Genomic DNA, 13,002 nt, shown 5'->3' with positions numbered 1-13,002 from the left:
GTGCCGGAAGCGATTTTAGAAAGGGTAGCTTGCTGGGCGCAGATATCACCCGCCGTCGTGAAAGAAATCATAGATGGTCTGCGCCATATTCGCCGACACGCCGTTGACCGCCTTGAGGTCGGCAAGGTTTGCACGGGCCACGGCTTTGGCCGACCCAAAATGCGCCAGCAATGCGCGTTTTCGGGTCGCGCCGACGCCGGGGACATCATCCAAAGGCGTTGCCCCGATTGCCTTTGACCGTTTTGCCCGATGGGTGCCGATGGCAAAGCGGTGCACCTCATCCCGCATGCGCTGGATGAAGTAGAGCACAGGGTCGTTGTGGCGCAGGGCCATGACGGGTTTGCCAGTACGGTAGAATTCTTCTTTACCTGCATCGCGATCTTCGCCTTTGGCGACACCAACCATCGGGATATCTGCAACGCCGAGGGTATCCATGATGTCCTGCACCGCGCTGACCTGTCCCGCGCCGCCGTCAATCAGCAACAGATCGGGCCAGGTGCCTTGGGTCCGCTCTGGGTCTTCCTTGAGCAAGCGCTGGAACCGGCGGGTCAGCACCTCTTTCATCATACCGAAATCATCGCCGGGGGTCAGATCGGTGCCTTTGATGTTGAACTTGCGATACTGGTTCTTGTCGAACCCGTCCGGTCCGGCCACGACCATCGCGCCAACAGCATGCGCGCCTTGGATATGAGAGTTGTCGTAAACCTCAATCCGTTGGGGCACTTTGGGCAGCTCGAACGCCTCTGCCAAGCCTTTCAGCAGGCGGCCCTGCGTGGCGGTTTCCGCCATTTTCCGGGCGAGGCTTTCGCGTGCGTTGCGTAAGGCGGATTGCACCAGTTCGACCTTTTCGCCGCGCTGGGGCACAACGATATCCACCTTGCGGTCCGCTTTTTCGCAAAGCGCCTCTGCCATCAGGTCTTCATTGTCCAACCCGTGGGACAGGATCAGCATGCGCGGCGGTTCGCGGTTGCTGTAGAACTGACCCACAAACGCCTCCATCACTTCGGCGATATCTTCTTCCCCGCTGATGCGGGGGTAGTAGTCGTGATTGCCCCAGTTCTGGTTGGCCCGAATAAAAAACACCTGCACGCAGGCTTGCCCGCCATCGGTATGCAGCGCGATTACATCCGCCTCTGCTGTGGATTGCGGGTTGATGCCTTGCGCCGACTGCACCTGCGTCAGCGCCTTGATCCGGTCGCGCAGGGCGGCGGCGCGTTCGAATTCCATCGCCTCGCTCGCGGCTTGCATCTGACTGGCCAGCGTTTCCTGAATGCCTTTGGTGCGGCCTTGCAGGAATTTTTCGGCATCGGCGACCGTCGCGGCATAGTCGGTTTCCGAAATCAGCCCGCAACACGGACCAGAGCAACGCTTGATCTGATATTGCAGGCAGGGCCGTGTGCGGGTTTCGAAATCGCTGTCAGTACAGTTGCGCAGCAAAAACACCCGCTGCAACTGGTTCAGGGTCCGGTTGACCGCGCCTGCACCGGCAAAGGGGCCGTAATAATCGCCCTTCTGTTTCTTCGCGCCCCGGTGCTTCTTGATCATCGGAAAAGCATGATCCTTGGCCACCAGAATATTGGGAAAGGATTTGTCGTCGCGCAGCAGCACGTTGTAGCGCGGTTTCAGCTGCTTGATCAGGTTCTGCTCCAGCAGCAACGCTTCGGTCTCTGTTCGTGTGGTCAGAAACATCATCGACGCGGTTTCGCGGATCATGCGGGTGATCCGGGCCGAATGCTGACCAGGGCGGGCGTAACTGCTGACCCGCGCCTTGAGGTTCCGGGCCTTGCCCACATAGAGCACCCGGCTGTCACTATCGAGCATCCGATAGACACCGGGCGAGGAATCCAGCGTCCTGAGGTAGTCCTGAATACAGGCATATCCCGTCTTAGGTGAAATGGTCGGATACTCGGTCATAGGCGCTTTGTGATTCTCAGGCTGATCTAATGGTAATGCAGCAAGAACAAGAGGAAAGGCATCCACCATTTCTGTGGATAACTGTGTGGGTTAATCTTTGTGAACAGGGTTTTTTCGTTGTTTTTGGCAGACTTCACCTGTTTGCCTATTTTTTAGGCGCATTTTCAAGGCGTTGAAAATATTGAACTTATTTATTCAAATATCATTAATGCCTTAGAAAAAAGGTTAATATGACAGTTGCGTGAAAGTGACATGACAGACGTGCACAACTTTACGCTGCGATCATTCCACCCCCAGTACATCCGGTGTCTCCCAGCCCAAGTGCTGTCCCCCGTCGACTGCCAGCATTTGCCCGGTGACCGAAGGCGCATCCAGGAAATATCCGAGGGCGGCAGTGATATCCGCAGGGTTTGCGCCACGGTTCAGAATCGTCGCTGCGCGCTGCCTGTCAAAATGGCTCTGGCTTTGCCGGTGGCCCCGTAGGGTCGGGCCGGGGCCGATGCCGTTGACACGTACACGTGGCGCCAACGCCTGCGCGGCGGTGCGCGTCAGCGCCCATAGGCCCATCTTGGCAATTGTGTAGCTCATGAATTCCGGCGTCAGCTTGTGGACTCGCTGATCCAGCATATTAATGACTAGCGCCTGCGCCACGGGTTCATCCATGTCGTCCTGAACAGGTTCGGGCACCTGCGCCGCAAAGTTCTGGATCAGCACGAAAGGCGCGCGCAGGTTCGATTCCAGATGCCTGTCCCAGCTTTCCCGCGTGGCCGTGCCAATCGCGTCGTATTCGAAAATCGAGGCGTTGTTGATCAGACAGGTGAACGGCCCGCCCAGCGCATCTGTTGCACGCGCCAGCAGGCCCTGTGTGGCGGCCTCGTCCAGCAGATCGGCCTGTAACGCAACGGCGTTCCGGCCCATCCTTTTCAGGTCGGCGACCGTTTCTGCGGCCCCCTGTTCAGAGCCAGCATAATGCACCGCGACATCATAGCCCCGCTGCCCAAGATAAAGCGCCATTGCCTTGCCCAACCGCGCGCCAGCCCCTGTCACCAATGCCTTCACGGGCGGCCTTTCTGGCAGGGGCAGGGTCCATTACCGATCCTGAACCGCTGACACTTTGGGCATTTGGCAGCGGACAGCCGCGATTGTCCGGGGAACCGCCATTTGCCAAAAATCCCCAGCACAATCATGAAGGCCAGAAACAGAAAGACAGATTTGATGATCACAGGCCAAACCTTGCAAAAGCGGCGCGCTCTTCAACCCCAGCGATGGCGTCATCCACAAAGGCAGCCCCAAATCGCGCCAAGAGCGGTTTCTTCTGGCCGTAGCGGCGGAAGTTCACCTTGTCGCCAAACCGTGCCTTCATCACCGGGGCCAGATGGCCGATCCCGTCTGCCAATCCTGCCTCAACCCCCTTTTGACCGATGAACACCTCGCCGGTGAACAGGTCAGGATTATCAGCCAGCTTTGTGCCGCGCCGGGATTTCACATAGGCGATAAACGTCGCGTGCAGGTCTTCCAGCCAGCCTTTGAGCTTTTTCACATCAGCCGGTTTTTGCGGCTGGAACGGGTCCAGCAGGGACTTGGATTTACCAGCGGTGTGGACGCGCCGGTCAATCCCGTAACGCTCAATCGCCTCATGCGCGCCAAAGCCGGAGCTGATCACGCCGATCGACCCGGTAAGCGAGCAACTGTCGATGAAAATCTCATCCGCCGCGCACGCCAGCCAGTACCCGCCCGAGGCGGCCACATCTTCGACAAAGGCGAAAACAGGGATTTTCTTTTCGTCTGCCAACCGCCGAATCCGCGATGCGATCAGCGAGGATTGCACCGGCGATCCACCGGGGCAGTTGATTTCCAACGCGACCGCAGCGGGCTTGCCACGGCTGAACGCCTTTTCAATCACAGGCGCAAGACCGGGGTTATCAAGCCCCCTGCCGCTGTTGGCGATAGCCCCCTGCAACCGGATCACGGCGACAAACGGGTCGGATTTGATAAAGGGAATATATCGTTTCATATCTATCCATGTAGCAGTGGTGCTTATGCCTGCAAGTGTTACTGCCGGATGCGCCAGCCGGTCCGGAAGATCCACCAGATTACCGTGACGCATATAGCGGTGAAAAGCGTGATGGCCGCCAGCGAAATGCCGATGCCCACGTCAGACGTGTTAAAGAATGCCCAGCGGAAGCCGCTGATCAGATAGACCACCGGATTGAACAAGGCGACTGTCTGCCAGCCAGATGGCAACATGGAGATCGAGTAGAAAGATCCCCCTAAGAACACGAGCGGTGTGATGACCAGCAAGGGGATCAGCTGCAGTTGTTCGAAATTTCCCGCCCAAATGCCGATGATAAAGCCCAAGAGTGAGAAGCTGACGCAGGTCAGAACCAGAAAGGCCAGCATCGCCAGCGGGTGTGCGATTTGCAGATCCACAAAGAAAAACGCGGTGCCAAGGATGATAAGGCCGATGATCATCGCCTTAGTCGCCGCCGCACCCACGTAGCCCATTGTGATCTCAAGAAAATTCACCGGGGCCGAAAGAAGCTCGTAGATCGTGCCGGTGAATTTCGGGAAATAGATGCCAAAGCTTGCGTTCGCGGTAGCCTGCGTCATGACCGAAAGCATGATCAGCCCAGGCACGATGAACGCGCCATAACTGACGCCCTCGACCTGATCGATCCGGCTGCCGATGGCCGCGCCGAACACGACGAAATAAAGCGAGGTCGACAAGACGGGCGAAATGAGGCTTTGCATGATTGTGCGGAAAAAGCGCGTCATCTCAAAGATGTAGATGGATTTTACGGCCGTGAAGTTCATGCCTGTTCCTTTACCATCCCGACGAAGATGTCTTCGAGCGAGCTTTGACGTGTCTGAATATCTTTCATCTGTAGCCCGCTGGCCTGCAGATCATTGAGCAGCGCGGTAATGCCCGTCCGCTCGCCGGTTGTTTCGTAGCTGTAGGTCAGCTGCAACCCATCCTCCGACCGGTCCAGCCCGTAGGATTGCAAGCTTTGTGGAATTTGGGTCACCGCCTCGGAGAGCGTGATTTCCAGTTGTTTCTGGCCCATCTGCGTCATCAGATCAGCTTTATCCTGCACCAATAGGATTTCGCCCTTGCTGATGACACCGACACGGTCGGCGATCGCTTCGGCCTCTTCTATATAGTGTGTCGTCAGAATGATCGTCACGCCGGACGCCTTGAGCGTGGCAACCACATCCCACATGTCCTTGCGCAATTCCACATCGACACCGGCGGTGGGTTCGTCCAGGAACAGCACGCGCGGTTCGTGGCTGAGCGCCTTGGCAATCAGCACCCGCCGCTTCATCCCGCCGGACAAGGTCATGACCTTACTGTCTTTTTTATCATACAGTGACAGTTGCTTCAGGATATCCTCGACCAAGGCATCATTGCGTGGCTTCCCGAAAAGCCCCCGCGAAAAGCGGACCGTGTTGAATACCGTTTCGAACGGTTCAAGATTGATTTCCTGCGGCACCAGCCCGATCAGCTCGCGGGCCGCCCGGAAATCTGTCTGCGTATCATGACCGCCAACCGTGATACTGCCAGAACTGGGCACGGTGATCCCGCAAATCGTTGATATCAGGGTGGTCTTACCGGCCCCATTGGGACCAAGCAGCGCGAGGATCTCGCCTTCTTCAATGTCGAGACTCACATCCTTGAGAGCCACAAAGCCCCCGGCATAGGCTTTGCGCAGGTTCTGAACGGAAACGATGGCTTGCATAGGGTATCCTTGACTTGGCAGGCAGAACCTAGTCCCGAAGGTTCGAAAGGGAAAGGCAGGTCTAACGTGCCGTGCGGCTGTGGATGTATGCGCGATGGAGCGGTTTACAAGTTGCGGGGCGACTCATTCATAAATGCTGCGGTTCGGGGCGATGTATCCTTTCGGAAATGCGTCGGACTTTCATCGGACATGCGCGCATGGTTTGGCACAGTTAACTTAGCGTGCGGTGGACGGCGTTAATAAATAGACGCAACCGCGCCGCCTGTAAGGTGGATCTTGATCCACCTGCCTTATGACATCCGCTGCGCCACATCGAGCATCCGGCAGGAAAAGCCCCATTCATTATCATACCACCCGAAGACCCGTACCAAGCCGCCCGCCGTTACCCGCGTTTCCGGCAGGGCCACGATCAGGCTTTCAGAGCGGGCGCGCAGGTCAGAGGATACGAGCGGTTTGTCCGTGCATCCGATCACCCCCTGCTGAGCCCGGAAAAGATCATGCACGGCGGTCAGGTCCGGCCTTGCATCCAGTGTCACTGTCAGGTCGATGGCCGAGACGGATGCGGTGGGCACCCGCACGGCAGCGGCTTCTATCCGTCCGGCAAGGTCGGGCAGGACCTCTTCCAGCAGCCGCTGGGCAGAGGTCGTTGTCGGCACCATGGACAGCCCCGCCGCGCGACTGCGCTGCATGTCGCCTCTTGGCGCATCAATCGTTGGCTGACTGCCGGTATAACAATGTATTGTCGTCATCCACCCGGTCTGCACGCCCCAGGTATCGTCCAGCAGTCGGACCAGCGGCGCCAATGCGTTAGTCGTACAAGAGGCGTTCGAAACGATGGGCTGGTTGGCCAACAGATGATCATTTGCCCCAAGCACCATCGTCAAATCAGCGGCAGCAGACGGTCCGGAAATCAGGATGCCCCCCGCCCCGGCCCCCAGCCCGCGTTCTGCAATATCCCGTGTGTCCGCCTTGCCGGTACATTCCATCACGATATCGACCAGCGACAGGTCAAGCGTTCCAATATCCGGCGTCCGATAAAGCGGGAACCGCCTGTCGTCGATCACGAGCATGTCGCCATCAAGTTCTGCCCGCCCCGGATAGGGACCGAACACACTATCATAAGCAAAGAGATGGGCACATAGATCGGGTGCTGCGATATCGTTGATTCCGACGATGTCGATTCCGGGCCATTTGCCCGACATCCAGGCCCTGAGCGCCGTGCGACCAATCCGACCGAATCCGTTGATCAACACACGCGTCATTTTTGCCCCCGCTATCGTGCCTTGGTGATGCCTCAACATTACGTCATTTACAACGGTCGGGGCTTCAAACCTGAAGGCTGTCTCGATATAGCAGATCGGCTGCCTGGCATCGGCATTCTGTCGCGCAAAGGGCGAGCAGATTCGCGAGTGATTCGCGTTTTGGACGCTGGGAGTTTGGCTGAGGCACTACCTTAATGGTTGAAAACTATCGAAAAAGGGTGATTTCTGCGCCACAGAAACAGGCGCATGCACACCTTGATAAGGAAATCATCACTTAAAGGTTGAAATAGGTGGCAATCGGCGAAAACTTGCCTGAGGGTACTACTAGAACGCGTGGGTTCGCTTGGGGAAATCCTAGATTGTGAACCTCGAAACAACAAGTTGGCGTCACTTTTTGGCCCAATTTGAATGAGACTAGACAAATGGGGGTGATCGGGTTTTCCGGGATCGCCTTTTAAGCTGAGAGCTGGATGTGAGATGGGTAAGGCGCAAATAAAAGACAACGCAGACGATAAGGACGGCTTCGTAGATGAGCTGAAACCGGGCACAAAGTTGATGCACGGCCAGTACACTATTGAGAGCTTCCTCAACGCTGGCGGTTTTGGCATCACCTACCTTGCCAAGGATAGCCTCGACCGTAAGATCGTTATCAAAGAATGTTTTCCCGGCGCTTTCTGCCGCCGTAGCCGTTATGTTGTGCAGGCACGCTCACGTGCTCACCAGAACGAGCTGAAGTCGATTGTCCGCCTGTTCGTGCAAGAGGCCCGCAGCCTTGCCAAGCTGGACCATCCCAATATCGTGGGCGTGCACCAGGTGTTCGAAGACAACGACACGGCTTATATGGCGCTTGATTTCGTCGAAGGCCGTGACCTGTTGGACACGATCGAAGACCCCAATCACGGGCTGGTCCCCGCACAGATTCGCACCATCCTCAAGGAAGTGCTGAGCGCGGTTGGCTTTATTCACGATCAGGGCATTCTGCACCGTGACATCTCGCCCGATAACATCCTGATCAATCAGGATTTCCATCCGGTTCTGATCGATTTTGGTGCCGCCCGTGAAGAGGCCACCAAGCAAAGTCGCGTTCTTTCGGCCCTGCGTGTGGTCAAGGACGGCTACTCGCCACAGGAATTCTATATTGCTGGCTCTGAACAGAGCCCCAGCAGTGACCTTTATGCGTTGGGTGCGACGTTCTTTCACCTGATCGACGGGGATGTGCCCCCGAACAGTCAGGCCCGTCTGGCCGCTATCGCCTCTGGTGATAAGGACCCCTATAATCCTCTTGCGGGTCGTTTCCCGGAGTATGATGACAATTTCCTTGCGGCCATCGACAAATCGCTCGCTGTTCTGCCCAAGGACCGTCTGCAATCCGCCCGTGCGTGGCTGGATGCAATGGATGGCAATGCAGGCAATGTGACCGCGCTGAATGTCGTGAACCCGGCAGCTGATACCGCCGTCCCCGCTGGTGCGGCAGAGACAGCCCCGGCGCAGAAATCGAAAATGCCGTTGCTCTTGGGCACAGCTGCCGTTCTTGCGATTGTTGCGGGTGTCGGCGTTATGATGATGGGCGGTGGCGAAGACGCAGCACCCGTCGCTGAGGTGCAAACGCCCCCTGCGGTGACGACACCAACGGTGATCGCGTCCGAAGTCGCGCAGCTCCCCGTCACTGAACCCGAAGTGGCGCCTGCGCCCGTAATCGTGGATGAGGCTGCCCCGGAAATCGTCGAAGAGCCAAGCACCCCTACGCCTGTAATCGTCGAAGCCCCGGCAAGCGAAGCGCAACCCACACCAGATGTGCGCCCATCGAGCCGCCCGAACAGTGTAGAACTGGCCGCCGCGCCAGAGCCGCTGCCAGAGCCGTTAGACACTCCGCGTCCAGAAGTCACTGAGCCGGAAGCAAGTGTTGCATTCCCTGATCAGGCCAATGGTCGCCCTGCTGCCGATACGGAAACGGCTGAAGTCGCATTGCCCGACACCCCGGATGATGTATCCGCTGTCGGCATCGGCCCAGACGTCGAGATCGCGGCAGTAACTCCCGGAAACGAGGTTGTCCCACCAAGCACCGGTGTCGAATCAAGCTGGAGCGTGCAGCTCCCCTTCGCACCTGCAGGTCCTGATTCCCCGGTTATTGGTGATATTGGCGACGTGGCCCCTGTCTGGGTGCAGACTGGCCTGATGATCATGTCGGTCAACGGTGTTGCGATCAGTGCGATTGACCAAATTCCCGGCGTTCTGCGTGAGCAAAGCAATGCCGGGGCAGAAGCGCCCACTCTTGAAGTGACTTTTGGCACGCTGAACCCTGTATCGGGTGATCTGCTGAATCGCGACTGGATTGTGCCTGTTGTGCAAGAAACGACTTTGTTGAATGGTGTACGGTTTGAAACTGTCTTTGCAGGAAACAACTGGCGGACGACTGTGGCGGAAGCCCCAGCATCGCTTGCCGGCGTTCTTGAAGAAGGCGATGTTCTTGTGTCCTATATCAGCACGGGCGAAGAAATTAGCGGACGTCAGACACTACGAGATATCTTTGAGCGCGAGCTGGAAAACGGGACTGAACTATTCACTTTTGCCGTGTTGCGCGGAGAAAGCACCTGGGCATCCCAACTGAGGTATACGGGCAGTGATGACTAATACGTGGCTGACGCTCCGCCGGGTGTCGATCGCGCAGCAAATCGGAAGGTATGTAAGATGAAATTCATTCGTGATCTCATTGGCAAAAAACGGGGTGATGAACGTTCCGACGCTTCCCCCAGCCGGACCGCTGGCGGTTCGTTCGATGACAGTGTGGCCGTGCGCCGTGGCGGACGTGGCGAGCCCCCTGCGGTTACCGATATTTTGACGAATATCAATTCCAAGGTGAACCACGAGCCGCCCGTCGCCGCAGCCCCTGCGGCACCTGCCCCCGCCCGGCCAACCCGGACGCGCGTGATCGAACCGCAGGTCGCCAAGACGGAAGAGCCGAAATCTGTCAATATCTGGGATATGGATGACGATGCACCGTCGTCGGAACTGCCCAGCAAGGCACCGGAACTGCCAACCCGCGCACCCGCAGCACCTGCACCGGCGGCCACCGCATCTGCTGCGGCGTCCCGGTCACCGGCCCGGTCCCGCCGGACCAAGACCCGCCTGATTGGTTTTGAAAAATCCGATGGCGATGTGGTCGATCTGTTTAATGACGCGCAGAAACCTTCTGCCCCTGCGGTTGCTGCGGCACCCCGCGCTAAGTTTCCTGTGGGATGGATTGTTGTCGCCGAAGGCCCCGGCCGTGGCGAGAGCTTTGCCCTGAAAGCAGGGATGTCGCAGATCGGACGTGGCGAAGATCAGGCTGTTCAGCTTGATTTTGGCGACAACTCGATCTCGCGGACCAATCACGCTGCTATTGTCTATGACCCCGAAGGGCATGAGTTCTTCCTTGGGCATGGTGGTAAATCAAACATTGTGCGCCTGAATAACAAGCCGCTGATCAGCAATGAAATGCTGAAATCCGGTGACGTTATTCGTATTGGCGAGACCGTTCTGCGCTTTGTGGCCCTGTGTGATAAATCGTTCAACTGGGCTGGCAGCGCAAATGGGGAGGACGAAGATGTGGCGATCGCCTGAACCTCGTTTTGACGTCGCTTCGGCGATTTGTCAGGGCGGACGTGACTATCAAGAAGATGCGATTGTCACGGATTTTCCTTTTGGCATGGACAGCGGTGTTGTCGTGCTGGCCGACGGTATGGGTGGCCATGCTGCCGGTGACGTGGCGAGTAAGATTGTTGTCACAGAGGTCTTTAGCGAGCTGAAGTTCCAGAGCGCGAATTTCAACGATTTCGAAACCGAAATCCCGAAATATCTGACCTCGGCAGCGGTCAATGCCAACAATTGTGTCCGTGAATATGTCATGGATCATCCGGAAACCCGTGGCATGGGGGCGACGCTTGTCTCGCTTGTGCTGATCGAGAACCGGTTGTTCTGGATGTCGATTGGTGACAGCCCGCTGTACCATTATCGCGGCGGCAAGATGCAGCAGTTGAACGAGGACCATTCGATGGCCCCTCAGATCGACTTTATGGTCAAACAGGGTCTGATTGATCCCGAAGCTGGCCGCAATCACCCTGACCGCAATTGCCTGACCTCTGTAATTTTGGGCGACCGCGTGGCCAAATCAGACTGCCCCAACACGCCATTCCAGCTGGAAGTCGGCGATATCGTGGTGGTGTCTTCGGACGGTCTGCAATATCTGGAAGACGAGAAAATCCAGAAGATCCTGCACCGCTATCGTCGCCGCAAGAGCGCCGAGATTTGCGGCTATCTGTTGGAAGCTATTGAAGAGCTGGGCGATCCTGATCAGGATAATTGTTCATTCTCGGTGATCAAACTGAACCACAACAAACCGGTGATCCGCGCCATCCGCGCCAAGCCTGTCGGCCATGTCGACGTACACGGCACTGGCGTCACCCGCGTGGTAGAGCTGGAAGATGGGCAGGTTGCAGCATCCGGTTCAGATGATGGCTACGGAAACGCCGCGATGTCCGAGGTTCAACCTGCCAATACGCCGCATGAAAATAAACTAGAGGAGGTTGAAGAGACTGCACCACCAGCTAAGGTTGCCGCTGGAGGCAAATAATGTCGAATCAATCTTTGGGGAACCGGGTTCAAGAAGAGCTCACACAGGCAGTAGCTTCTGAGCTGCTGCCTGAAGACGTTCAGCAGCGTGCGATACAACTGCTTGAACGTCTGCGCAAACCCGTCCGGCTGGGGATCATGGGGTTTCCGGGGTCAGGGAAATCCACCCTGTTAAATCTGCTCGTTGGCGCAGATGTACTAAAGCAAAATGTACAGCTTCCGACATTGCAGCTGACATATGGCGATGTGGCCGAAAGCATCTGCACATTGTCGGATGGGTCGAAGATCACGCTTGCATCCACCGACGCCCATGAAATCGCAGAGCTGTCCCCTGTCTTTGTCGAAATGCGCATGGCACTGCCCGCATTGACCAAAATTTCAGTGCTGGAGATCGTGACACCGGACGATGCGACATCACTGCATCGCGCAACCCAATGGGCCGCCAAGCGTTGCGATGTCGCCTTGTGGTGCAGTCAGGGCTTTAACCAGACCGAACAGTCGATCTGGGGGCAAATGCCGGATCTCATCAAGGACCATTCATTCTTGATGCTCACCAAGGCGGATTTTCTGCAAGCCAACGGCATCATGGATAGCACGATGGACGCTGTACGCGCCGTTGCCGTGGACGAATTTACTCAGATTCTGCCAATCGCCACCCTGCAAGCGCTGGCCGCACGCCGGCCTGACGGGACCGTCGATAAAGCAAAAATGCGGGCAAGCGGCGGACTTTCGCTGATTTCTTCTGTTTTGAAACAAGTCGAACAAGGTCGCCAGTCAGCCGTTGATATGGCCGATATTCTGCTACACCAGCACGCCGAGCTGCTGAAAGCGGCTGCGCCCAAAGCGGAAACCCCTGTAACCGCAGTGCCTTCGCTCCCGGTCGAACCCGAATCAGTTGATTCGTCTGCAGACGAAATTGAAACAGCCATCGCATCCACTGTTGCGAAAGTCGAAACGCCGAAACCCGCTGTTGACCCAGCGGAAACCCGCGCAGAAGAACCCCTTGCGGCACAACAAGAATCCGACGTTGTTGTCCTGCTCCCGGCGACCCGCATGGCCTATGAAAACGCCCTGCAATACATCATGACAGAGAGCCGCGCACTGCTTGATCTCGCCGAAAAAACGGGCGACGCGGCGCCTGCAAAGATCATCGCCAAGGCGGTTGAACATGTGCAGTGGCTCAGCGAATACCTTAATGAAAACGGGGATGACGCCGATCCTTTGCTGATACAGGCGCGTGATGCGGCACTGGACGCGGCCGATCTGGTTCAGCTGATGCAGATGGAAAAACGCGATAGTGCGGCGATCGAGGCGCTGAGCCTTTTGCTGCAACTAAAGCACGAATTACAGGCGGATCTTGCCGCCTGACACCTGCCCTTGCCAAGGGGTTGTTAAAGTTTTCGCCATATTTTTGCCGCGCTACTCTGTTTCCATTAGCGCAATAAAATCAGTAGTGGTGTCGTGATTTGGCGAAGCGGCGA

At 57.0% G+C, this 13,002-nt stretch carries 10 protein-coding genes; 4 read left to right on the top strand and 6 right to left on the bottom strand.

Annotation, left to right across the window (positions count from 1 at the left end):
- Nucleotides 1–45: 45 nt before the first annotated feature.
- From uvrC to ACJ5NV_RS10595, 6 genes are all read right to left on the bottom strand, one after another.
- A complete protein-coding gene (gene uvrC / locus ACJ5NV_RS10620) occupies nt 46–1,914 on the bottom strand; it encodes an excinuclease ABC subunit UvrC (protein WP_411643658.1) in 1,869 nt (622 codons plus the stop codon).
- 282 nt (nt 1,915–2,196) lie between these two features.
- Nucleotides 2,197–2,973 carry an SDR family oxidoreductase gene (locus ACJ5NV_RS10615; RefSeq protein WP_411643657.1) on the bottom strand — a complete coding sequence of 259 codons (777 nt, stop codon included), beginning with the start codon at nt 2,971–2,973 and terminating at the stop codon, nt 2,197–2,199.
- A gap of 160 nt (nt 2,974–3,133) precedes the next feature.
- Entirely contained in the window at nt 3,134–3,928 is a 795-nt protein-coding gene (locus ACJ5NV_RS10610; RefSeq protein ID WP_411643656.1) for a S49 family peptidase, read from the bottom strand.
- Between the two features lie 38 nt (nt 3,929–3,966).
- Complete coding sequence (locus tag ACJ5NV_RS10605; RefSeq protein WP_411643655.1) at nt 3,967–4,728, bottom strand: ABC transporter permease; 762 nt, start codon at nt 4,726–4,728, stop codon at nt 3,967–3,969.
- Nucleotides 4,725–5,651: an ABC transporter ATP-binding protein gene (locus tag ACJ5NV_RS10600; RefSeq protein ID WP_411643654.1), complete on the bottom strand. Its 927-nt coding sequence runs from the start codon at nt 5,649–5,651 to the stop codon at nt 4,725–4,727. Before ACJ5NV_RS10600 ends, ACJ5NV_RS10605 begins: the two co-directional genes overlap by 4 nt.
- A gap of 290 nt (nt 5,652–5,941) precedes the next feature.
- Nucleotides 5,942–6,913, bottom strand: coding sequence for a type I glyceraldehyde-3-phosphate dehydrogenase (locus ACJ5NV_RS10595; protein WP_411643653.1), 972 nt, complete (start codon nt 6,911–6,913; stop codon nt 5,942–5,944).
- A gap of 477 nt (nt 6,914–7,390) precedes the next feature.
- Between ACJ5NV_RS10595 and ACJ5NV_RS10590 the strand changes: the two genes are divergently transcribed.
- From ACJ5NV_RS10590 to ACJ5NV_RS10575, 4 genes are read left to right on the top strand one after another with little or no spacing between them, the layout of a single operon-like run.
- Complete coding sequence (locus tag ACJ5NV_RS10590) at nt 7,391–9,544, top strand: serine/threonine protein kinase (protein ID WP_411643652.1); 2,154 nt, start codon at nt 7,391–7,393, stop codon at nt 9,542–9,544.
- A gap of 57 nt (nt 9,545–9,601) precedes the next feature.
- On the top strand, nt 9,602–10,513 hold the full coding sequence (locus tag ACJ5NV_RS10585) for an FHA domain-containing protein (protein WP_411643651.1): 912 nt from the start codon (nt 9,602–9,604) through the stop codon (nt 10,511–10,513).
- Entirely contained in the window at nt 10,497–11,522 is a 1,026-nt protein-coding gene (locus tag ACJ5NV_RS10580; protein ID WP_411643650.1) for a PP2C family protein-serine/threonine phosphatase, read from the top strand. The genes ACJ5NV_RS10585 and ACJ5NV_RS10580 overlap by 17 nt, the downstream gene beginning before the upstream one ends.
- Entirely contained in the window at nt 11,522–12,889 is a 1,368-nt protein-coding gene (locus ACJ5NV_RS10575; RefSeq protein WP_411643649.1) for a GTPase, read from the top strand. Before ACJ5NV_RS10580 ends, ACJ5NV_RS10575 begins: the two co-directional genes overlap by 1 nt.
- The last annotated feature ends 113 nt before the right edge of the window (nt 12,890–13,002 follow it).

This window comes from Loktanella agnita, assembly GCF_046640325.1.
In the GTDB taxonomy this organism is placed as follows: Bacteria; Pseudomonadota; Alphaproteobacteria; order Rhodobacterales; family Rhodobacteraceae; genus Yoonia; species Yoonia agnita.
This window is presented reverse-complemented; position numbering and strand designations above follow the sequence as displayed.

Coding starts and splice junctions, on each gene's coding strand:
- ACJ5NV_RS10580 (WP_411643650.1), top strand. CDS start 10,497: ATGTGGCGATCGCCTGAACCTCGTTTTGACGTCGCTTCGGCGATTTGT.
- ACJ5NV_RS10590 (WP_411643652.1), top strand. CDS start 7,391: ATGGGTAAGGCGCAAATAAAAGACAACGCAGACGATAAGGACGGCTTC.
- ACJ5NV_RS10610 (WP_411643656.1), bottom strand. CDS start 3,928: ATGAAACGATATATTCCCTTTATCAAATCCGACCCGTTTGTCGCCGTG.
- ACJ5NV_RS10605 (WP_411643655.1), bottom strand. CDS start 4,728: ATGAACTTCACGGCCGTAAAATCCATCTACATCTTTGAGATGACGCGC.
- uvrC (WP_411643658.1), bottom strand. CDS start 1,914: ATGACCGAGTATCCGACCATTTCACCTAAGACGGGATATGCCTGTATT.
- ACJ5NV_RS10585 (WP_411643651.1), top strand. CDS start 9,602: ATGAAATTCATTCGTGATCTCATTGGCAAAAAACGGGGTGATGAACGT.
- ACJ5NV_RS10575 (WP_411643649.1), top strand. CDS start 11,522: ATGTCGAATCAATCTTTGGGGAACCGGGTTCAAGAAGAGCTCACACAG.
- ACJ5NV_RS10600 (WP_411643654.1), bottom strand. CDS start 5,651: ATGCAAGCCATCGTTTCCGTTCAGAACCTGCGCAAAGCCTATGCCGGG.
- ACJ5NV_RS10595 (WP_411643653.1), bottom strand. CDS start 6,913: ATGACGCGTGTGTTGATCAACGGATTCGGTCGGATTGGTCGCACGGCG.